We start from the raw sequence: 20,650 nt of genomic DNA, 5'->3' as shown, positions 1-20,650 counted from the left end.
GAATAGTCCGGTTTTTCATTGATTTATTGCGGTCTGGGCGGTAAGCTTTCGCGCTCTTTTATATAGTCAAAACCGGAATAACAAGGGGAGAGGGCATGCGTCAGCCACTAATCGCCGGCAACTGGAAAATGAACGGTTCGCGCGCCGACAATAAGACTCTGCTGGACGGCATCAAGGCGGGAATCGGTGAGGTTAACAATGCGGAAGTGGCCGTGTGTGTCCCCTATGTCTACCTGGCGGATGTTCAGCAACAACTGGACGGGACGCCCATCGCCTGGGGGGCGCAGAACCTGAGCACCGAGGCCAAGGGTGCTTTTACGGGCGAAATTTCCGCCGCGATGTTGCTCGATTTTGGCTGCAAATTTGTCATTGTGGGCCATTCCGAACGGCGCAGCCTCTACGGTGAGGATGATCAGCTGGTGGCCGAGAAGTACGAAGTGGCCCGTCAGGCCGGCCTGAGCCCGATCCTTTGTATCGGCGAGACACTGGAAGAGCGCGAGCAGGGTATTACTGAACAGGTGGTGGCCCGCCAGATTGACGCGGTCATCGCCCATGCCGGCGTCGCTGCCCTGGCGGATGGCGTAATTGCCTATGAACCGGTCTGGGCCATCGGCACCGGCAAAACCGCCAGCCCGGAGCAGGCCCAGAATGTGCACGCCTTCATTCGAGCCGAGATTGCCAAACAGGACCCGGCCGTGGCCGAAGGGCTGCGAATTCAATACGGCGGCAGCATGAACGCGGGCAACGCGGCCGAGCTGCTGGCCAAACCCGATATCGACGGCGGCCTGATCGGCGGCGCGTCACTCAAAGCGGAGGATTTCCTGGCTATCTGCAAAGCAGCCGGTCAGGAATAATCCGGGAGATTCTGACACCATGTTGTATAACATTATTCTGGTCCTGCATGTCATCGTCGCCGTGGCGCTGGTGGTACTGGTACTGCTGCAGCAGGGCAAGGGCGCCGATGCCGGTGCGGCCTTTGGTGGCGGGGGCGGTGGCGCCTCGGGCACGATGTTCGGCTCACAAGGCGCAGCCAACTTTTTGACTCGCACGACGGGGATTCTGGCAACTCTGTTTTTCGTGCTCTCGCTGGCGTTATTTCGACTTGCCGGCGACGTCACGAAAAGTGAAAGTCTGGTTGATCAGGCTGAACAGCAGCAGCAAGAACAACAGGAAAGCCGCCAGGAACGCCCGCGCGATGTCCCGGCGGCGCCGCCCGCTGATGCCGAACAGGAGACGCCAGAGGATATGCCTAAATCGGAATAATCCGGTTACGGGCAGTTGAGAAAAGCCTCCCGGCTCTTTTCCAGGAACGAAAAACCTTGCCGAAGTGGTGGAATTGGTAGACACGCTATCTTGAGGGGGTAGTGGCGCAAGCCGTGCCGGTTCGAGTCCGGCCTTCGGCACCAACACAAACAAAAAGGCCTCCCGGGCGCACGCCCGGGAGGCCTTTTTGTTTGTGAGGTTCTAGTTTCTAGGGGCTAGGTCCTAGGGAAAAGAGCTTGATGCTTATACTTTTCATGACTTTGTACTTTTTCTAGCACCTGGTAGCTAGCCCCTAGCCCCTGAATCTTTTTATAGACCCCTAAAAATAAGCTAACTACCTGATATATAAAGTTTTTGGTGCTTTATGCAAACTTGACACAAAGTTTGCGGCTAGCCTAGACTGATTCGGCTTTGATCGCGATGATCAGCCACCAGAAAAATAATAAACAAAGCCGCCTGTTGAGTCGGCTTTAAATACATCCGCAGTGACTGCGGGATGCGGCGGAGGAACGCAACGATGCTAGAGAACTATCTGCCGGTTCTCCTTTTCATGATCGTCGGATTAACCGTCGGCGTCGTCATGATCGTGCTGGGCTTTGTCCTTGCGCCGAGCCGTCCTGACAGTGAAAAACTCTCTCCCTATGAATGTGGCTTCGAGGCGTTTGAAGATTCGCGCATGAAGTTCGATGTGCGTTATTACCTGGTTGCCATTCTCTTTATTATTTTCGATCTGGAAATTGCGTTTTTATTCCCGTGGGGCGTGGTGCTGAAAGACATTGGTCTGTTCGGCTATGTCGCCATGGCAATTTTTCTGGGGATTCTGGTTATTGGCTTCATTTATGAATGGAAAAAAGGAGCCCTGGAATGGGAATAGAAGGGTTACTCAAAGAAGGTTATGTCACCACCACGGCGGATCGACTGATCAACTGGGCACGCACCGGCTCGATGTGGCCGATGACCTTTGGTCTGGCCTGTTGCGCAGTGGAGATGATGCATGCCGCCGCAGCCCGTTATGACATGGATCGCATGGGACTGATTTTCCGGCCCAGTCCGCGCCAGTCGGATGTGATGATCGTCGCCGGTACCCTGGTCAACAAGATGGCCCCGGCCCTGCGCAAGGTGTATGACCAGATGGCCGAGCCGCGCTGGGTGATCTCCATGGGGTCCTGTGCCAATGGCGGCGGTTATTATCATTATTCCTATTCGGTGGTGCGCGGTTGCGATCGCATCGTCCCGGTGGATATTTACGTGCCGGGTTGTCCGCCCACGGCGGAAGCGCTGCTGTACGGGGTTTTGCAGTTGCAGAACAAAATAAAAAGAACCAACACCATAGCCCGCTGATTCCTTATATATGTCCAGATATTACACACAACTGGCCGAACAGGTCCGGGAAAAACTTGGCGAGCGTATCGACGCCTGCGATGTGAACTGGGGCCAACTGACCGTTACCGCCGACAAGCAGCAGCTGGTCGAGGTGGCAACGCTGCTGCGTGATGATCCGGCTCTGGCCTTTGCCGAGCTGATCGATGTTTGCGGGGTAGACTACCGGGACTATGGTGGTGATGGTGCCTGGCAGGGACCACGGTTTGCCTCGGTCTATCACCTGTTATCGATCAAACATAATCATCGCCTGCGCCTGAAAGTGATGCTGGACGAGGAGCCGCCGGTGATTCCCTCGATGGTGGATATCTGGGCCTCAGCCAATTGGTTCGAGCGCGAGGCCTTCGATCTGTTCGGCATCGTGTATGAAGGGCATCCCGATTTACGCCGTATACTGACGGACTATGGCTTTATCGGTCATCCGTTTCGCAAGGATTTCCCGCTCATCGGCAATGTGGAAATGCGTTACGACCCGGATAAACAGCGGGTGGTGTATCAGCCGGTCAGCATAGAACCGCGGGTCGCGCAGCAGCGAGTTATTCGCGATGATCATCGTTATGCTGATCGTCTGACGCAGGAAGAAGAGGAATAATTATGCCCGAGATCCGAAACTATACGTTGAATTTCGGGCCCCAGCATCCGGCTGCGCACGGTGTTTTGCGCCTGGTACTGGAGATGGATGGCGAAGTGATTCAACGGGCCGATCCGCATGTGGGTCTGCTGCATCGCGCGACCGAAAAACTGGCTGAAAGTAAACCCTATAACCAGACCATTCCCTACATGGATCGGCTCGATTATGTCTCCATGATGTGTAACGAGCACGGTTATGTGCTGGCCCTGGAAAAATTGCTGGATATTACGCCGCCACTGCGCGCCCAATATATTCGTGTAATGTTCGATGAGATTACCCGCATACTCAATCACCTGATGTGGCTGGGAACCCACGCCCTGGATGTGGGCGCGATGACCATGTTCCTCTATTGTTTCCGCGAACGTGAGGATCTGATGGACATGTATGAGGCGGTTTCCGGTGCGCGTATGCATGCGGCCTATTATCGGCCCGGTGGGGTGTATCGCGATCTGCCCGGCAAAATGCCGCAATATCAGAGCAGCAAATACAAAGATGAATCTGAAACCAAACGCCTGAATGAAGCCCGTAGTGGCTCGTTACTGGACTTTATTGAAAACTTCACGCAGCGTTTCCCGGCCTTGATCGATGAATACGAAACCTTGCTGACAGACAATCGCATCTGGAAACAGCGTACAGTCGGTATTGGCGTTGTCTCACCCGAGCGCGCCTTGCAACTGGGTTTCACCGGTCCGATGTTGCGCGGTTCGGGTTTTGAATGGGATCTGCGCAAGAAGCAGCCTTATGAAGTGTACGAGAAAATGGATTTCGATATACCGGTTGGTGTGAATGGCGATTGCTATGATCGCTATCTGGTACGGATCGAGGAGATGCGCCAGTCAACCCGGATTATCAAGCAATGTATCGAATGGCTGCGTCACAACCCCGGTCCGGTCATGCTCGATGATCACAAGCTGGCGCCGCCGAAACGCGAGGAAATGAAAGATGACATGGAAGCGTTGATTCATCATTTCAAACTGTTTACCGAGGGCTACACCCTGCCGGCTGGCGAGGTCTATACCTCGATCGAACATCCCAAGGGGGAGTTCGGGGTTTATCTGGTCTCCGATGGCGCCAACAAACCCTATCGCCTGAAAGTGCGGGCTCCGGGTTTTGCTCATCTGGCGGCCATGGATGAAATGAGCGAAGGACACATGCTGGCCGATGTGGTCGCTATTATCGGCACCATGGATATTGTTTTCGGAGAGATCGATCGATGATGGCGCAACACAAAAAAGCCGGCAGCAAAAGGCATCTGATTAACGATGAATCTCGTGCAGAAATCGATCAATGGATTGCCAAATATCCGGCCGATCAGAAACAGTCGGCAGTGATGGCGGCCCTGCGTATACTGCAGGATCAAAACAGCGGTTATCTGACCGATGATTTACTCGAGGCCACGGCGGAATATCTGCAAATGCCGCCCATCGCGGTTTACGAGGTGGCCACTTTCTATTCGATGTATGAACTGAAGCCGGTCGGTCGCCACAAGATCTGTATTTGCACCAATATCTCCTGCAAACTGTGTGGTTCCGATGAGATAGTCAGCCATCTGCAGGAGCGGCTGGGTATCGGACTGGGCGAAACGTCCGACGATGGACGGTTTACCCTCAAGGAAGTCGAATGCCTGGGTGCCTGCGTGGATGCGCCGATGTTCCAGATCAGCGATACCTATTACGGCAAGCTGACGCCGCAACGTATTGACGAAATTCTCGATGGTCTCGATTAAAACCGGAATATGATGATAACAATAACAATCAACCGGGCGGGAGAGTAACCGATGGCAAATGAAGTGTGCTTCCGCACGCTACATCTCGACAAACCCTGGACGCTGGACAGTTATCTCAGCGTCGGCGGTTACGAGGTGCTGAAAAAAATTCTCGCCGAGCAAACGCCGCAGGAACAGATCATCGAGGAGCTGAAAACTTCCTCGCTGCGTGGCCGTGGTGGTGCCGGCTTTCCGACGGGGCTCAAATGGAGCTTCATGCCACGCAATGCGCCGGGTCAGAAATATATCGTCTGTAACTCGGACGAAGGTGAGCCGGGGACCTGCAAAGATCGCGATATCTTGCGTTACAACCCGCATCAGCTGATCGAGGGCATGATCATCGCTGGTTATACCATTGGTGCCTCGGCCGGTTACAACTATATTCGCGGTGAGTTCTGGGAACCCTACGAACGGGTCGAAGCCGCGCTGGAAGAGGCACGTGCAGCCGGTCTGCTGGGCAAGAATATCCTCGGCAGCGGCTTCGATTTTGAATTGCACAATCATCTCGGGGCGGGTGCCTATATCTGTGGCGAAGAAACGGCCCTGCTCGAATCCCTGGAAGGCAAGAAAGGCCAGCCGCGTTTCAAACCACCCTTTCCCGCCGGTTACGGACTGTATGGCAAACCGACCACCATAAATAATACCGAGACACTGGCTTCGGTGCCTGTGATTTTGCAACATGGGGGGCAGTGGTTTCTGGAGTTGGGCAAGCCCAACAATGGCGGGACCAAGCTGTTCAGCGTCTCCGGTCATGTGAATAAACCCGGCAATTTCGAAGTCCCGCTGGGTACCCCGTTTGCTGAATTGCTGGAGCTGGCCGGTGGTATGCGTGACGGACGCAAACTCAAAGCCGTAATTCCGGGCGGGTCATCGGTACCGGTATTACCTGCCGAGGTGATTATGGACACCGACATGGATTATGACTCGCTGGCCAAGGCGGGTAGTATGCTGGGCGCCGGGTCAGTGATAGTAATGGATGATACCACCTGTATGGTGGACGCGCTGGCACGCCTGTCACATTTCTACTTTGAAGAATCCTGTGGACAGTGCACACCCTGCCGCGAGGGGACCGGCTGGTTGTCGCGGGTGATACATCGTATCGAGCACGGTCAGGGCAAACCGGAAGATATGAACCTGCTGGATGATGTCGCTTCGCGCATTGCCGGGCGCACCATCTGTGCGCTGGGGGATGCGGCGGCGATGCCCGTGCAGAGTTTCCTCAAGCATTACCGTGAGGAATTCCAGTATCACATCGATCATGGCAAGTGCCTGGTCGGTGGACGCTCATAACGCTAACAGGCGACGGTTGAATGTCAGACGTTAACATCGAAATCAACGGGATTCCGCTTCAGGTACCTTCGGGCACGATGCTGATCGAAGCGGCGGATAATGTCGGGATCACGATTCCGCGGTTCTGTTATCACAAGAAACTGTCGGTCGCAGCCAACTGCCGTATGTGTCTGGTCGAAGTGGAAAAAGCCCCCAAACCATTACCCGCCTGTGCCACGCCGGTAACCGATGGTATGAAAGTGTTTACCCAATCAGAGCGTGCGATTGAAGCTCAGAAGAGCGTGATGGAATTTCTGTTGATTAACCATCCGCTGGATTGCCCGATCTGTGATCAGGGCGGGGAGTGTGATCTGCAGGATATCGCTATGGGTTATGGCAAGGATGTGTCGCGTTTTTCTGAAAAGAAGCGTGTGGTCCCGAATAAGAATATCGGGCCGCTGATTGCCACCGACATGACCCGTTGCATTCATTGTACCCGTTGCGTGCGTTTTGGTCAGGAGATCGGCGGTATTATGGAGCTGGGGGCCTATGGACGTGGCGAGGATACGCGTATCGGAACCTATATGGAAAGCGCTGTCTCCTCGGAGATGTCCGGCAATGTCATTGACCTGTGTCCGGTCGGAGCGCTGACCTCCAAACCCTATCGTTATCGCGGCCGACCCTGGGAAAACCAGCAGCGGGACAGCATTGCCGCGCATGACTGCGTTGGCTCCAACCTGGATATTGAAGTTCGGCGTAATACCGTAATGCGGGTATTACCGAAGGAAAACGAGGCGATTAACGAAGTCTGGATCTCCGACCGGGATCGTTTCAGTTATACCGCGCTGTATGATGAGCAACGCGCCAGTCATGCCCTGATAAAACAGGGGGATGAATGGAAACAGGTTGACTGGCAGATCGCACTCGATTACGCGGTCGAGGGCATCAGGACGGTTCAGAAACAGAATACCGGCAAGATAGGCGCACTGACGTCTTATAGTGCCACGCTTGAGGAAATGTACCTGTTGCAAAAACTGCTGCGTGGTCTTGGCAGTCACAATATCGATCATCGTCTGCGTCAGCTTGATTTTCGCAACCAGGAGACGATGCCACGTTATCCCTCGCTGGGTACAAGCATTGCCGAACTGGAACAACTCGATGCGGGACTGCTGATCGGTGCCTGCATCCGCAAGGACCAGCCTATACTTGCCCATCGTCTGCGCAAGGCCGCGCTCGACGGCGCCAGCATCATGTCGGTTAATGCCATTGAGTATGATGTTAATTTTCCGTTGGCCGAGTCTATCGTGACCGCGCCGAGCGAGATGCCATTGGCACTGGCTGGTATCGCAAAGGCGTTGCTGACCCTGAGCGGCGAGTCGGCCCCGGCGGAACTGGCCGCTGAGCTGGAAAATATCACCACCTGTGACGATCATCTGGCCATGGCCAGACATCTGTACAGTGCTGAAAAAGCCGCGGTTCTGCTCGGGATTCAGGGCATGGGACAGCACGAATTCAGCGAACTGCAGGCGCTGGGCAGTTTGATTGCCCGCCTGTCCGGCGCCAGTTTTGGCTATTTGAGCGATGGTGCCAATAGTGCCGGCGCCTGGCTGGCCGGCGCGGTACCGCACCGCCAGGCCGGGGGAGGCGCTGTTGCCGAGGCGGGCCTGCATGCCGGCGAGATGTTGAGCCAGGCCATGGGCGCCATGTTGCTCCTGCATGTCGAGCCGGAGTTTGATTCGGCCTACGGTGCCGAAGCGTTGAAGGCGATCGATACCACTGATTTTGTCGTTTGCCTGACCCCGTTTGTCAGCGACAGCCTCAAGCACTGTTGCGATGTCATCCTGCCGGTGACCCCGTTCACCGAAATGTCCGGCACCCTGGTGAATATTGAGGGACACTGGCAGAGCTTTAGCGCGGCAGTGAACCCGCTGCAAGAGGCCAAGCCGGCCTGGAAAGTATTGCGGGTCCTGGGCAACCTGTTTGAACTGGACGGTTTTGAACAGGTGACCTCCGAGGAAGTTCGGGATGAACTCAAACAACTTACCGTTGAGACGCCGAAATCTGATCAGGGACAATGGCATCCCCCGGCAGTACGTTCTGCGGATAGTCATTTACAACGTATTGGTCATCTGCCTGTCTATGCGGTGGACTCGCTGGTGCGTCGGGCCCGGCCACTCCAGGATACGGCCGATGCGATTGCCGCCGCGGCTTATATGAATGAGCAGACAGCTCTCGATAACGGGATACTTGAGGCCGACAGTGTGCTGGTACGCCAGGACGGCGGTGAAGCCCGTCTGCCCCTGGTGATCGATGAAGCGGTGCCTGCACACTGTATTTTGATTCCTTACGGAGTACCGGGCAGTGAAACACTGGGGCTTGCCTACGGGCCGATTGAATTGCAACAGGATTAGGGCGCAACGAGATGGAATGGCTTGATTCAACCTACCAATCAATGGCCGAATTCACCAGCTGGTGGTTCGCTCAGCCCGCCGTGCTGATCATGCTGCAGATCGTGATGATTGTCGCGCCACTGATGCTGGCCGTTGCCTATCTGACTTTTGCCGAACGCAAGATTATCGGGGCCATGCAGGTGCGCATGGGGCCTACCCGTGTCGGACCTCGCGGCTGGCTGCAACCGATCGCCGATGCGCTCAAGCTGATCTTCAAGGAAATCGTTATTCCGACCGGTGCCAACAAGGTGTTGTTTGTTATTGCGCCGATTCTCTCCATCGGTCCGGCGCTGGCGGCGTGGGCGGTGATTCCGTTCAATGCCGAGTATGTACTGGCCGATATCAATGCCGGATTGCTTTATATACTGGCCATTACCTCGGTCGGGGTTTATGGCGTGATTATCGCCGGCTGGGCTTCCAATTCCAAATATGCCCTGCTCGGGGCGATGCGTTCGGCAGCACAGATCGTGGCTTACGAGATTGCTATGGGTTTCGCACTGGTTACCGTGATCATGGCCGCTGGCAGCCTTAACATTGGCACCATTATCGAATCCCAGGCCGGCAGTCCGCTGCACTGGTTCTGGCTGCCACTGCTACCGATGTTCGTGATCTATTTTATTTCCGGCGTGGCTGAGACTAACCGGGCACCATTTGATGTAGCCGAGGGTGAGTCGGAAATCGTCGCCGGTTTCCATGTCGAATATTCCGGCATGGTTTTCGCCGTGTTCTTTCTGGCGGAATACGCCAACATGATCCTGATTTCGGTACTGGCCGCGGTCTTGTTTCTGGGCGGCTGGTTGTCACCGTTTGAAGGCTGGATGCCCGAAGCCTGGTTCGAGATCACCGGCCTGGGGCTGTTGCTGGGACACGGCGTCCACTGGCTGCTGATAAAAACGGCTATTTTCTTGTTTTTTTATTTATGGTTCCGCGCCACCTTCCCACGCTATCGCTATGATCAGATTATGCGCCTGGGTTGGAAGGTCTTCATCCCGATTACCATCGTCTGGCTGATGGTGGTTGGCGTTATGATACTGACCGGTTTCGGTTGGTGGTTTGACTAGGAACAGGAGGCGCAAATGATGAATACCGCAGTACGGTTTCTCAAGAGTCTGTTCCTGCTGGAATTGTTCCGGGGTATGCGACTAACCGGGAGACACTTGTTCGTACGCAAGGTCACCCTGCAATATCCCGAAGAACACACGCCACTGTCACCGCGTTTTCGGGGGTTGCACGCACTGCGTCGTTATCCCAACGGGGAAGAACGTTGCATCGCCTGTAAACTTTGCGAAGTCGTTTGCCCGGCGCTGGCCATTACCATTGAATCGGAACAGCGTGATGATGGAACCCGGCGCACGACCCGTTACGACATTGATCTGACCAAGTGTATTTTCTGTGGCTATTGTGAAGAGTCCTGCCCGGTCGACTCGATTGTCGAAACCCATATTTTCGAGTATCACGGGGAAAAGCGGGGCGATCTCTACATGACCAAGGACCGTCTGCTGGCGGTTGGTGATAAATACGAAAAAGAGATTGCCGATGCCCGGGCCGAAGATGCCCCATACCGTTAAACGCGTAGTAACCATAACGATAACCAGAAGATCATAATGACATGGTAGAAAAAATCATTTTTTATATTTTTGCCGCTATCATGGTGTTTGGCGCCACCATGGTGATCAGTGTGCGCAATCCGGTACGTGCTGCCCTGTTTCTGGTACTGACCTTTTTTGCCAGCGCCGCCATCTGGATGCTACTGGAAGCGGAATTTCTCGCTATTACCCTGGTGCTGGTTTATGTCGGCGCGGTCATGGTGTTGTTTTTGTTCGTGGTTATGATGCTGGATATCAATACGGCCCAGCTGAAAGAGGGATTCATTCGTTATCTGCCGGTTGGCATTGGCGTAGCTATTCTGCTGGTGGTTATGCTGGTCGGGGTGGTCGGTCCCGAAAACTTCAGCCTGGACAAGATGCCTGCGCCGGAACGCCATGACGCTGATTACAGTAATACCCGGGAACTGGGTAACGTACTGTATACCGTGTATGTCTATCCGTTCGAGATTGCTGCGGTCATTCTGCTGGTGGCGATCGTCGCAGCCATTTCCCTGACCCTGCGCAAACGGCCGACGACCAAATATCAGAATCCGGACAGCCAGATATCGGTCAAGCGCGAGGATAGGGTGCGGGTGATTAAAATGCAATCCGACGACAGGAAATAGGGGAGCTTCGATGTTAGCGTTATCCGACTTTTTGATCCTGGGCGCGGTGATGTTCGGCCTGAGTATTGCTGGCATTTTTATCAACCGGAAAAACATCATCATTCTCTTAATGGCGATCGAGTTGATGCTGCTGGCGGTGAATATGAATTTTATCGCTTTTTCTCATTTTTTGGGCGATACGGCAGGTCAGATATTCGTGTTCTTTATTCTGACTGTGGCGGCAGCCGAGGCGGCGATTGGTCTGGCGATTCTCGTGGTGTTGTTCCGTAACAAACGCACGATCAATGTCACCGAACTGGACAGCATGAAAGGCTAGATTGATGAATCATAATATGGAAAGCGTCTATCTGTGGACCGTGCTGGCACCGTTGATCGGGGCGATTATTGCCGGTTTGTTCGGTAAAAGAATTGGTCGTGCCGGCGCTCACTGGGTGACTATCATCGGTGTGGCAGTGGCTTTCGTGTTGTCCGCTATCACCTTCAAACACATGGTCATCGACGGAGCCGAAGTCTACAATGCGTCGGTCTATACCTGGATGGTCAGTGAAGGGATCCGTTTTGAGATCGGCTTTTTGATCGATAATCTGACTGCCGTGATGATGGTGGTGGTGACTTTCGTCTCCCTGATGGTGCATATCTATACCGTTGGTTATATGCACGAGGATCCGGGGTATCAGCGCTTTTTCAGCTATATCTCCCTGTTCACCTTTTCGATGCTGATGCTGGTGATGGCCAACAACTTCCTGCAACTGTTCTTCGGCTGGGAAGCCGTAGGCCTGGTCTCCTATTTACTGATCGGTTTCTGGTATACCCGCGACACGGCGATTTATGCCAACCTCAAGGCCTTTCTGGTCAACCGGGTAGGGGATTTCGGTTTTCTGCTCGGAATCGCAGCGGTTCTGATGTATTTTGGCTCGCTCGATTATGCGACCGTCTTCGGACAGGTAGAGCAGGTCAACGGCCAGACCATCACCCTGTTCGGCGATAACGCCTGGTCGGTGATTACGGTGATCTGCATCCTGCTTTTCATCGGTGCGATGGGCAAGTCAGCCCAGGTACCGCTGCATGTCTGGCTGCCCGATTCCATGGAAGGCCCGACCCCGATCTCTGCCTTGATCCATGCCGCGACTATGGTGACTGCGGGGATTTTCATGGTGGCTCGCATGTCGCCGCTGTTCGAATTCTCCGAAACGGCGCTGACTGTGGTGCTGGTAATCGGGGCCATTACCGCGCTGTTCATGGGTTTCCTGGGACTTGTGCAGAATGACATCAAGCGAGTCGTTGCTTATTCGACGCTCTCCCAGCTGGGTTACATGACTGTCGCGCTCGGCGCCTCGGCCTATGCCGCCGGTATCTTTCACCTGATGACTCATGCATTTTTCAAGGCGCTGCTGTTTTTGGCCGCCGGTTCGGTGATTATCGCCATGCATCATGAGCAGGACATGCGCAAGATGGGTGGGCTGCGTAAATATATGCCGATTACCTGGATTACCTCGCTGATCGGGTCGCTGGCATTGATTGGCACGCCATTGTTTGCCGGCTTTTACTCCAAGGATTCGATCATTGAGGCAGTCGCCCATTCGCAGATCGCCGGTTCCGGTTTTGCCTATTTCGCCGTGCTGGCCGGCGTGTTTGTGACCGCGCTGTACAGCTTCCGTATGTATTTTCTGGTATTCCATGGCAAGGAACGCATGGACGAGCATACCCGGGAGCACCTGCATGAACCCCCGGCCGTGGTGACCATTCCGCTGATCCTGCTGGCGATTCCTTCGGTAATCATCGGTGCTATTTTCATGGGCGATATGATCGCCGGCGATTTCTTCCGTGAGGCGATCTTTGTTCTTCCGGAACATGATGCACTGGGTGAATGGGCCGCCGGTTTCCACGGTTGGTGGGCGATGGCCCTGCATGCCTTTGTGACCTGGCCCTTCTGGTTAGCGGCTGCAGGGGTATTGACTGCCTGGTTCCTGTATATGAAACGTCCGGATATTCCCGGCCAGATACAGGCACGTCTGCAATGGCTGCATTCGATCCTGATAAACAAATACGGTTTTGATCGATTTAATGAAATCGTGTTTGCGGGGGGCGGGCGTCAGATCGGTCAGAAACTGTGGCGCATCGGTGATGTAAAACTGATCGACGGGTTGATCGTCAACGGTTCAGCATCACTGGTGGGCTGGTTTGCCGGGCGTATTCGGCATGTCCAGACCGGTTATCTGTTTCATTACGCCTTTGCCATGATTATCGGGGTTGTCGTGCTGCTCGGGCTGTTTGTGTTTCTTAATTAATAAAGAATAAATAATAAAGGGTCGAACGCATGTTTTCTGACTGGCCATTGTTAAGCCTCGTGATCTGGACGCCCATTCTGGGCGGCTTGCTGGTGTTGACCACGGGCAGTGACAGGCAGGCGCCTTTGGCCCGGCTGACCGCGCTGTTCTGGTCGGTGGTGACCTTTTTAATCTCTATCCCGCTGTATACCGAGTTCGAGACGGGAACTGCGGCCATGCAGTTCACCGAGCGGCATGAGTGGATCGAGTCCTGGGGTATCTTCTATCACCTGGGTGTAGATGGTATCTCCATGCCGATGATCCTGCTGACGACTTTTATTACCGTGCTGGTGGTGATCGCCGGCTGGGAAGTGATCAAGGAACGGGTGGCCCAGTACATGGCGGCCTTCCTGATTATGGAAGGGGTGATCAATGGGGTATTTGCGGCACTTGATGCGGCCCTGTTTTACGTGTTCTGGGAAGCGATGCTGATCCCGATGTTTATTATCATTGGTGTCTGGGGTGGTCCCAACCGAATTTATGCCACCATCAAGTTTTTCCTGTATACCTTCTTCGGCTCGGTATTCATGCTGGTGGCTCTGCTGTACCTCTATTTTCAGAGCGGCAGTTTCGCGATTCTCGATTTTCACCAGCAACCGCTGGCTATGATGCCGCAGCTGTTGATCTTCCTGGCTTTTTTGATGGCCTTTGCAGTCAAGGTACCGATGTGGCCGGTCCATACCTGGTTGCCGGATGCCCATGTCGAAGCCCCCACCGGCGGTTCCGTGATCCTGGCGGCGATCATGCTCAAAGTGGGGGCTTACGGTTTTCTGCGCTTCTCGCTGCCAATTACGCCTGATGCCAGTCAGGAACTGGCCTGGCTAATGATCATGCTGTCATTAATCGCAATAGTCTACATCGGGTTTGTGGCGCTGGTGCAGCAGGACATGAAGAAGCTCATCGCCTATTCGTCTATATCGCATATGGGGTTCGTCACGCTGGGCTTTTTCATCGCCTGGCAGATTTACGCCAACACTGGCAGCTATGAAGGGGCGGCCATGGGTATTTCCGGTGGTATCGTGCAGATGATCTCGCACGGTTTTATCTCCGGGGCCATGTTCCTGTGTGTCGGCGTCCTCTACGATCGGCTGCACTCGCGTGAGATCAACGATTATGGCGGGGTGGTGAATACCATGCCGGTATTTGCCGCTTTCATGGTCCTGTTTGCCATGGCCAATGCCGGGCTGCCGGGCACCTCCGGTTTTGTCGGCGAGTTCATGGTCATCCTCAGCAGCTTCAAGGCCAATTTCTGGTACGCCTTCCTGGCAGCGCTGACCCTGATTCTGGGGGCGGCATATACCCTGTGGATGGTCAAACGAGTTATCTTCGGGGCGGTCGCCAACGACAAGGTCGCGGCGTTGCAGGATATCGGCCGACGTGAGTTTCTGATCCTGGCGATTCTGGCCGTCGCGGTCCTCCTGCTGGGGATCTGGCCGGCACCTTTGCTGGAAGTGATGGATGCCAGCGTGGAAAACCTGTTACTGCATATGACCCAGTCCAAGGTCATACCATAGAACGACAAGAGTGATGATGAACTTTACCATACCCAATATTGCTCCGGCGCTGCCCGAGATATTCATTCTCTCGATGGCCTGTCTGATTCTGATCGTTGATCTGTTTTTACAGGACCGACAACGGATTATCACTTATCTGTTGACTCAGCTGACACTGGTCGTGGCATTTATTCTGGTGGTGATGGATTTCAGTCAGGGCAGGGTGTTAACTTTCAGTGATACATTCGTGCGCGACCCCATGGCGGATATTCTCAAGTCCTGTATCTTCATTGCCGGCTTTGTGACATTTACCTATTCCCGTGATTACCTGCAACAGCGCCAGATATTTAAAGGGGAGTTCCTTGTGCTCGGGCTGTTCGCCATCCTGGGTATGATGATCCTCACCTCTGCGCACAACTTTTTGACTATCTATCTGGGCTTGGAACTGCTCTCTCTGTCTTTGTATGCCATGGTGGCCATGCACCGTGATTCAGTCACCGCCTCCGAAGCGGCGATGAAATATTTTATTCTCGGTGCCATCGCCTCGGGGATGTTGTTATATGGTATCTCCATGATATACGGCGTAACCGGAACACTGGATCTGGCCGAAGTGGCACAACAGATCCCCGGTAGCGAAAAGCAATTGTTGCTAACCTTTGGTCTGGTATTTTTGATTGTTGGTGTTGCCTTCAAGCTTGGTGCGGTTCCGTTTCATATGTGGGTCCCGGATGTGTATCACGGCGCGGCGACCCCTACAACACTGTTTATCGGCAGCGCGCCCAAGATCGCGGCCTTCGCCATGTTGATGCGCTTGCTGGTGGATGGCCTGGGCGGCCTGCATGCCCAGTGGCAGGACATACTGATAATCCTGGCGGTACTTTCCATGGGTGTGGGGAACATCGTGGCCATCGCGCAGAGCAATATCAAACGTATGCTGGCCTATTCGACTATCTCGCACGTCGGATTTTTACTGCTGGGGGTGCTGACCGGCACCGCCGAAGGCTATGCCGCTGCCATGTTCTATACTCTGAGTTACGTCCTGATGACTCTGGGCGGATTCGGTATGGTCATCCTTTTGAGTCGGGAAGGTTTTGAGGCTGACAAGCTGGATGATTTCAGGGGCCTGAACCAGCGTAGTCCCTGGTTTGCCTTTATGATGCTGATTGTGATGTTTTCCATGGCCGGGGTGCCCCCCTTTATCGGCTTCTGGGCCAAACTGTCTGTACTCAAGGAGATTGTCGCCGCCGATATGGTCTGGCTCGCGGTTGTCGCGGTGATCTTCTCGATCATCGGGGCGTTCTACTATCTGCGGGTGATCCGCCTGATGTATTTTGACAAGCCGCAGGATACGGCTCGACTGGAAATGTCGCTGGACATGCGCCTGTTGCTCAGCGCCAATGGTTTGTCGGTATTGTTGATCGGGGTCTTCCCGGGCACGTTGATGGCCCTTTGCCTCGCCGCGCTATCCGGGGCATAATGCCCCATCAACAACAGGCGGTCTCATGTCAGCACTCTTTATCTGGATTCTTCTGCTGGTCGCCGTGCTTGCGGCCAACCTGCCGTGGCTCGGCGAACGGTTCTTCTTCTTCTTCAATCCACCGGGGAATATCAAACGTGCCTGGATGCGCCTGCTCGAGTGGCTGGTACTCTATCTGCTGGTCGGTCTGACCGCTGTCGGGCTGGAGCAGAAGGCCACCGGTGACCGGTATGCCCAGGACTGGGAGTTTTACGTCGTCACACTCTGCTTGTTTGTCGTTTTTGCTATTCCCGGCTTCATCTATCGCTATCAGTTACGTCCGATTCTGGAGCGTCAGCGTCCTCGTTAGTTGCATATTGCATCATTCTGTTGAACCACTGCTCCATTAGCCTCTGTTAATGTACAAAAAATATACATTCTGAACTTGTCGCCAGGCCTGGTTCTGTCATAATTACTGCATCCTGCAACCTGTTTGGTAATTTGCAGTTATGCATCTGAGACATAAATTCTTTATCGTTCTTTCTCTGCTGACCAGTGTGCCCTTGCTGGTGCTGTTATTTGGCGTCGTTGAACGGATGGAACACGAGGTCACCATACGTACCGAAACACAATTGCACGGGTCGCTCGACAAAATGGCCAGTGAGTTGCAATTGATTCTGGACAATCAGAAATCGGTGGCCAGTGGCCTCGGACGCGTACCGGTGGTCCGCGAATTTGCGGCGGCTGCCCGTTTCCCCCGGCGCTTTGATGCCGGGCAATACCAGCAGCGTGCCGAAATCCTTGAGCAGTTCCTGCTCGGTTACCAGAAATCGGTCTCCAGTATCCAGGCTGTACGTTTCATTGATGCTTCGGGGAAAACCCTGCTCAAGATCAAGGAAGGTAATCCGGTGGAGCCAGTCTACACCGATGAAGAACAGAGCCGCATGTTTATTGCCGACCAGTCCAATCGGCCGTTCTTCAAGGAGGCCATGACCTCAAACGGCGACATACTGATGTCCGACTTCGAACTGGGGCAGGTCGAACGCGATGCTGATTTCTGTCCTGCCATGGTACGTTACTCGGTTCCCCTGCTGGACGAGCTCGGCGATTTCGAAGGAGTTCTGGTGGTCAATATGTGGGGTTCGCGGCTGGATTCGACCATGACCTCCTCGCTGGGCGGTTTCCCCGGCAAAACCTATATTGTGGAACTATCCGACAATGCCCGGCGGGATGGCATTTTTCTTTATCATCCGCATGATGACAAACGCTTTGCGGATCAACTCGGCTCCGAATATAGACTGACCAGCATGCTTGAGCCGGCCGATTGGCAAGCTATCAAAACGGGTGACAATATCGGCTCTTTGCTGAGCAATCCTGAACGGATGCTGTTTTACCAGAAACTCGCGCCCTATCCGGATCGTTCGACGCAATGGTTACTGGTCATTGAGGCGGATCCGGAAGTGGTTTACGCGCCCATCAACAATATGCGCAAATCCATCTGGCTGTTGCTGGGCGCGTTGCTGTTTATCAGTTTGCTGGTTGCTGTCTGGGCGTCCGGTCGCCTCACTGCGCCGGTTCATCAGCTGGCCGAGATTATCCGGCGATTTGCCGACGGCCAACGCGAAGCGCGCATCGAAGTCAAACCGGGGCGCCGGGATGAGATCGGCCAGGCCGGCAAGGCCTTTAACTATCTGGCAGAAAGCCTGGACAGGACGGAAAAAGAACGTGAAACAGCGGTGCGTGCGGCCTGCCACTCCGAACGGCTGGCGGCTCTTGGACAGCTGGCTGCCGGTATCGGCCATGAAATCAATAATCCATTAATGAATATGATGTCGCTGGCATCACTCGTCGAGGATTCGTTGTCCGACGATGACAAACAGGGGCGTAACGATTTGCAACTGCTAAAAAAAGAAGGCGAGCGTTGTGCCCAAATCGTACAGGGGATTCTTAATTTTGCCCGACAGAGTGAGCCGAAGTTCGAGGAATTCGATATGGCGGTTCTGCTCCATGAAACACTGGACCTGCTGCAGCATCGTATCGAGTCCGAGGAAATCGAGTTGCAGAGCCTGATCGAACCCCCCCTGCTGATGGAAGGTGATGCCCCACAACTGCAACAGGTGCTGGTAAATATCCTGCTGAATGCCATTCAGGCTACACCGGCCAAGTGTCGATTGCATGTAACTGCCTGTTCCAGTCATGAACATATTAATCTGGAGATTATCGATGAAGGCGAAGGTGTCCGGGCCGAGAACTTCTCGAAGATATTCGATCCTTTTTTCACCACCAAGCCGGAAGGCCAGGGGACTGGTCTGGGGTTGTCGGTAAGCTATGGCATAGTCAAACGCCATGGAGGCAATATTACACTGGAGAACAGCAAACATGCCGGAGTGAGAGTTCATATCCGGCTACCCAAACAGAGCGAGTTACAGGAACTGAATACCTTTGAAGTACTGGAGACAAGAGATGTCGGATAAAACACCACGGATCCTTTTTGTGGATGATGACCTGGTGACCTGTCGGGTTATGCAACGTAATTGCGATAATGCCAATTACCATTGCCAGGCATATCAAAATGCGCATGACTGTCTGTCTGCTTTCACTAACGAGGGAGCCGATTTGGTCATTACCGACTTGCGTATGCCGGATATGAACGGTTTTGAACTATTGAGTGAAATCCGTAAGATCGACACGGTAGTGCCTGTACTGGTGATGACCGGCTACTCATCGGTGGAAAATGCCGTAGAGGCCATGAAGCGGGGTGCCTCGGATTTCATTAAAAAGCCATTTGATTTTGCCGAGCTTCGTCTGCTTATGGAGCGGGCACTTAAAGCGACCCGACTGCATAATGAGAATCGCCTGCTGAAAAAACGACTGGAGGAAAATCGCAATCATTTTGGCATGATCGGTGACTCCGCCATAATGAAAACTCTGTTCAATACTATTGAGAAGGTATCTGAAGTCAGATGCAGCGCCATTATCAGTGGTGAATCGGGTACCGGCAAGGAACTGGTCGCTCGTGCACTGCACGATTACAGTCCTCGCAAGGACGAGCCGTTTGTGGCGGTGGATTGCGGCGCCCTGACAACAACCTTGCTCGAAAGTGAACTGTTTGGCCATGAGAAAGGCGCCTTTACCGGGGCAACCCAGCGCAAATACGGGGTGATGGAACAGGCCGATGGCGGTACGCTGTTTCTTGACGAGATTTGCAATATTTCCGATACCATGCAAATTAAACTCATGCGTGCCCTGGAGAGTGGTACCGTGACGCGTGTCGGGGCTGCCTCGTCAATACCCGTTGATGTGCGCGTCATTGCAGCCAGTAATCGCCATCTCGAACAGATGGTCGAAGAAGGAACCCTGCGACATGATTTTTATCATCGACTTAATGTGGTTAATATTCACGTGCCGTCCCTCTCAGAAAGACGTGAGGATATCCCCGCTTTGATAGAAAAATTTGTGCGTGAATTCGCACAACGTTATGTCCGTCAGGTAGAGGGGTTCGATAAAGCGTCAATGCGACGTCTCTGCGATGCAAACTGGCCGGGCAATGTGCGCGAATTACGCAATACGATTGAGCGCAGTGTCATTCTCGCAGAAGGCCCCATATTGCACTGGGAAGGGGCGCCTTCACAGCAGAACAGCTCTGGTCTGCCGGTACAGTTTTCCGAGCAGGAATTCTTCTCGCTCAACGAACTGGAACAGGAATACATTCATCATGTGCTGCGCTGTTTCAATGGCAAGAAAACCCGCGCTGCCGAAGTGCTGGGCATCGATAAAACAACCCTGTGGCGAAAACTGCGCCGGCTGGAGACCGATGAGGCGGTGTAAATTACACCCTTTCAAAATATTTCTTCTGCAAACTGCACCTTCTGTCTATCAATATATTAGCAGCTATTCATGTTCTTGATCTGTAAGTGGTTGATAAAAACCAAAATAGTGGCATTTGGCAAAACTGGAATAATCCTTGCTTTGATATAAACCACATAACTACTCTAAAACCATGAGGAGAACGAGTATGATGCGATCAAGCCTCTCAAAAAGTCTGGTGCTGGGCGTTTCCCTGCTGGGTCTGGCTTTTACTGCTCAGGCCGGTAGCGCCAATAACGGTTACGACAAGCAGAAAGTCGTCTATCACGTGAACAACATTCACACTGCCACGGGTGCCTTGCGTAACGTCAAGAATCACCTCAACGCGACCGGTGATGAAAACGTCGAAGTCATCGTGGTTACCCACAGCAGCGGTGCCTTCGCGATGGTTGACGATTCCATGGGCAAGAAAGACAAAAACGGTAAGGTCTATGATTTTCGAGACACTATTGCCGGTCTGGCCAACCGTGGCGTCAAGTTCCAGATCTGCGCCAACACGATCCGTGGCAAGAAGATCGACAAGAACAAGGTCAGCCC

Annotated in this window: 20 protein-coding genes and 1 tRNA gene; all 21 read left to right on the top strand. The window is 53.8% G+C overall.

Annotated features, from left to right (window positions below; all coding sequences use genetic code 11):
- Positions 1-95: 95 nt before the first annotated feature.
- Positions 96-854 carry a triose-phosphate isomerase gene (tpiA, locus tag R6U90_RS03025; RefSeq protein WP_410351183.1) on the top strand — a complete coding sequence of 253 codons (759 nt, stop codon included), beginning with the start codon at positions 96-98 and terminating at the stop codon, positions 852-854.
- Positions 855-873: 19 nt separating this feature from the next.
- Positions 874-1,263 carry a preprotein translocase subunit SecG gene (gene secG, locus R6U90_RS03020; protein WP_410351182.1) on the top strand — a complete coding sequence of 130 codons (390 nt, stop codon included), beginning with the start codon at positions 874-876 and terminating at the stop codon, positions 1,261-1,263.
- Positions 1,264-1,321: 58 nt separating this feature from the next.
- Positions 1,322-1,406, top strand: a tRNA-Leu gene (locus R6U90_RS03015).
- Between the two features lie 374 nt (positions 1,407-1,780).
- Positions 1,781-2,137, top strand: coding sequence for an NADH-quinone oxidoreductase subunit A (locus R6U90_RS03010; protein WP_410351181.1), 357 nt, complete (start codon positions 1,781-1,783; stop codon positions 2,135-2,137).
- Positions 2,128-2,604 carry an NADH-quinone oxidoreductase subunit B family protein gene (locus tag R6U90_RS03005; RefSeq protein ID WP_310693835.1) on the top strand — a complete coding sequence of 159 codons (477 nt, stop codon included), beginning with the start codon at positions 2,128-2,130 and terminating at the stop codon, positions 2,602-2,604. The genes R6U90_RS03010 and R6U90_RS03005 overlap by 10 nt, the downstream gene beginning before the upstream one ends.
- A gap of 10 nt (positions 2,605-2,614) precedes the next feature.
- Positions 2,615-3,235: an NADH-quinone oxidoreductase subunit C gene (locus tag R6U90_RS03000; protein ID WP_410351180.1), complete on the top strand. Its 621-nt coding sequence runs from the start codon at positions 2,615-2,617 to the stop codon at positions 3,233-3,235.
- A 2-nt stretch (positions 3,236-3,237) separates the two neighbouring features.
- A complete protein-coding gene (locus tag R6U90_RS02995; protein WP_410351179.1) occupies positions 3,238-4,491 on the top strand; it encodes an NADH-quinone oxidoreductase subunit D in 1,254 nt (417 codons plus the stop codon).
- Positions 4,488-5,000, top strand: coding sequence for an NADH-quinone oxidoreductase subunit NuoE (nuoE, locus tag R6U90_RS02990; RefSeq protein ID WP_410351178.1), 513 nt, complete (start codon positions 4,488-4,490; stop codon positions 4,998-5,000). Before R6U90_RS02995 ends, nuoE begins: the two co-directional genes overlap by 4 nt.
- A gap of 51 nt (positions 5,001-5,051) precedes the next feature.
- Positions 5,052-6,329 carry an NADH-quinone oxidoreductase subunit NuoF gene (gene nuoF / locus R6U90_RS02985; RefSeq protein ID WP_410351177.1) on the top strand — a complete coding sequence of 426 codons (1,278 nt, stop codon included), beginning with the start codon at positions 5,052-5,054 and terminating at the stop codon, positions 6,327-6,329.
- Between the two features lie 20 nt (positions 6,330-6,349).
- The gene (nuoG, locus tag R6U90_RS02980; protein WP_410351176.1) at positions 6,350-8,719 is read left to right on the top strand and encodes an NADH-quinone oxidoreductase subunit NuoG; all 2,370 of its coding nucleotides are present in this window, start codon (positions 6,350-6,352) and stop codon (positions 8,717-8,719) included.
- Positions 8,720-8,760: 41 nt separating this feature from the next.
- Complete coding sequence (nuoH, locus tag R6U90_RS02975) at positions 8,761-9,819, top strand: NADH-quinone oxidoreductase subunit NuoH (protein ID WP_410351209.1); 1,059 nt, start codon at positions 8,761-8,763, stop codon at positions 9,817-9,819.
- Positions 9,820-9,837: 18 nt separating this feature from the next.
- Positions 9,838-10,326, top strand: a complete 489-nt coding sequence (gene nuoI, locus R6U90_RS02970) for an NADH-quinone oxidoreductase subunit NuoI (protein WP_410351208.1) — start codon at positions 9,838-9,840, stop codon at positions 10,324-10,326.
- 41 nt (positions 10,327-10,367) lie between these two features.
- Positions 10,368-10,970, top strand: coding sequence for an NADH-quinone oxidoreductase subunit J (locus R6U90_RS02965; protein ID WP_410351175.1), 603 nt, complete (start codon positions 10,368-10,370; stop codon positions 10,968-10,970).
- A 10-nt stretch (positions 10,971-10,980) separates the two neighbouring features.
- Positions 10,981-11,286: an NADH-quinone oxidoreductase subunit NuoK gene (nuoK, locus tag R6U90_RS02960; RefSeq protein ID WP_410351174.1), complete on the top strand. Its 306-nt coding sequence runs from the start codon at positions 10,981-10,983 to the stop codon at positions 11,284-11,286.
- A gap of 16 nt (positions 11,287-11,302) precedes the next feature.
- The gene (gene nuoL, locus R6U90_RS02955) at positions 11,303-13,258 is read left to right on the top strand and encodes an NADH-quinone oxidoreductase subunit L (protein WP_410351207.1); all 1,956 of its coding nucleotides are present in this window, start codon (positions 11,303-11,305) and stop codon (positions 13,256-13,258) included.
- 29 nt (positions 13,259-13,287) lie between these two features.
- Positions 13,288-14,811: an NADH-quinone oxidoreductase subunit M gene (locus tag R6U90_RS02950; protein ID WP_410351173.1), complete on the top strand. Its 1,524-nt coding sequence runs from the start codon at positions 13,288-13,290 to the stop codon at positions 14,809-14,811.
- A gap of 16 nt (positions 14,812-14,827) precedes the next feature.
- Positions 14,828-16,267, top strand: coding sequence for an NADH-quinone oxidoreductase subunit NuoN (gene nuoN, locus R6U90_RS02945; RefSeq protein WP_410351172.1), 1,440 nt, complete (start codon positions 14,828-14,830; stop codon positions 16,265-16,267).
- A gap of 25 nt (positions 16,268-16,292) precedes the next feature.
- On the top strand, positions 16,293-16,616 hold the full coding sequence (locus R6U90_RS02940; protein ID WP_410351171.1) for a DUF2818 family protein: 324 nt from the start codon (positions 16,293-16,295) through the stop codon (positions 16,614-16,616).
- 139 nt (positions 16,617-16,755) lie between these two features.
- Positions 16,756-18,720: an ATP-binding protein gene (locus tag R6U90_RS02935; protein WP_410351170.1), complete on the top strand. Its 1,965-nt coding sequence runs from the start codon at positions 16,756-16,758 to the stop codon at positions 18,718-18,720.
- Positions 18,710-20,074, top strand: coding sequence for a sigma-54-dependent transcriptional regulator (locus tag R6U90_RS02930; protein WP_410351169.1), 1,365 nt, complete (start codon positions 18,710-18,712; stop codon positions 20,072-20,074). The genes R6U90_RS02935 and R6U90_RS02930 overlap by 11 nt, the downstream gene beginning before the upstream one ends.
- Before the next feature lie 187 nt (positions 20,075-20,261).
- Positions 20,262-20,650: hypothetical protein (locus tag R6U90_RS02925; RefSeq protein WP_410351168.1), on the top strand; the 389-nt coding region annotated here is incomplete at its 3' end.

It is taken from the genome of Thiohalophilus sp. (assembly GCF_046483665.1).
Classification (GTDB): Bacteria; Pseudomonadota; Gammaproteobacteria; order UBA6429; family Thiohalophilaceae; genus Thiohalophilus.
This window is presented reverse-complemented; position numbering and strand designations above follow the sequence as displayed.

Coding starts and splice junctions, on each gene's coding strand:
- R6U90_RS02965 (WP_410351175.1), top strand. CDS start 10,368: ATGGTAGAAAAAATCATTTTTTATATTTTTGCCGCTATCATGGTGTTT.
- nuoL (WP_410351207.1), top strand. CDS start 11,303: ATGGAAAGCGTCTATCTGTGGACCGTGCTGGCACCGTTGATCGGGGCG.
- nuoE (WP_410351178.1), top strand. CDS start 4,488: ATGATGGCGCAACACAAAAAAGCCGGCAGCAAAAGGCATCTGATTAAC.
- R6U90_RS02930 (WP_410351169.1), top strand. CDS start 18,710: ATGTCGGATAAAACACCACGGATCCTTTTTGTGGATGATGACCTGGTG.
- R6U90_RS02995 (WP_410351179.1), top strand. CDS start 3,238: ATGCCCGAGATCCGAAACTATACGTTGAATTTCGGGCCCCAGCATCCG.
- R6U90_RS02935 (WP_410351170.1), top strand. CDS start 16,756: ATGCATCTGAGACATAAATTCTTTATCGTTCTTTCTCTGCTGACCAGT.
- R6U90_RS03010 (WP_410351181.1), top strand. CDS start 1,781: ATGCTAGAGAACTATCTGCCGGTTCTCCTTTTCATGATCGTCGGATTA.
- R6U90_RS03000 (WP_410351180.1), top strand. CDS start 2,615: ATGTCCAGATATTACACACAACTGGCCGAACAGGTCCGGGAAAAACTT.
- nuoI (WP_410351208.1), top strand. CDS start 9,838: ATGAATACCGCAGTACGGTTTCTCAAGAGTCTGTTCCTGCTGGAATTG.
- tpiA (WP_410351183.1), top strand. CDS start 96: ATGCGTCAGCCACTAATCGCCGGCAACTGGAAAATGAACGGTTCGCGC.
- nuoN (WP_410351172.1), top strand. CDS start 14,828: ATGAACTTTACCATACCCAATATTGCTCCGGCGCTGCCCGAGATATTC.
- R6U90_RS03005 (WP_310693835.1), top strand. CDS start 2,128: ATGGGAATAGAAGGGTTACTCAAAGAAGGTTATGTCACCACCACGGCG.
- secG (WP_410351182.1), top strand. CDS start 874: ATGTTGTATAACATTATTCTGGTCCTGCATGTCATCGTCGCCGTGGCG.
- nuoK (WP_410351174.1), top strand. CDS start 10,981: ATGTTAGCGTTATCCGACTTTTTGATCCTGGGCGCGGTGATGTTCGGC.
- nuoH (WP_410351209.1), top strand. CDS start 8,761: ATGGCCGAATTCACCAGCTGGTGGTTCGCTCAGCCCGCCGTGCTGATC.
- nuoF (WP_410351177.1), top strand. CDS start 5,052: ATGGCAAATGAAGTGTGCTTCCGCACGCTACATCTCGACAAACCCTGG.
- R6U90_RS02950 (WP_410351173.1), top strand. CDS start 13,288: ATGTTTTCTGACTGGCCATTGTTAAGCCTCGTGATCTGGACGCCCATT.
- nuoG (WP_410351176.1), top strand. CDS start 6,350: ATGTCAGACGTTAACATCGAAATCAACGGGATTCCGCTTCAGGTACCT.
- R6U90_RS02940 (WP_410351171.1), top strand. CDS start 16,293: ATGTCAGCACTCTTTATCTGGATTCTTCTGCTGGTCGCCGTGCTTGCG.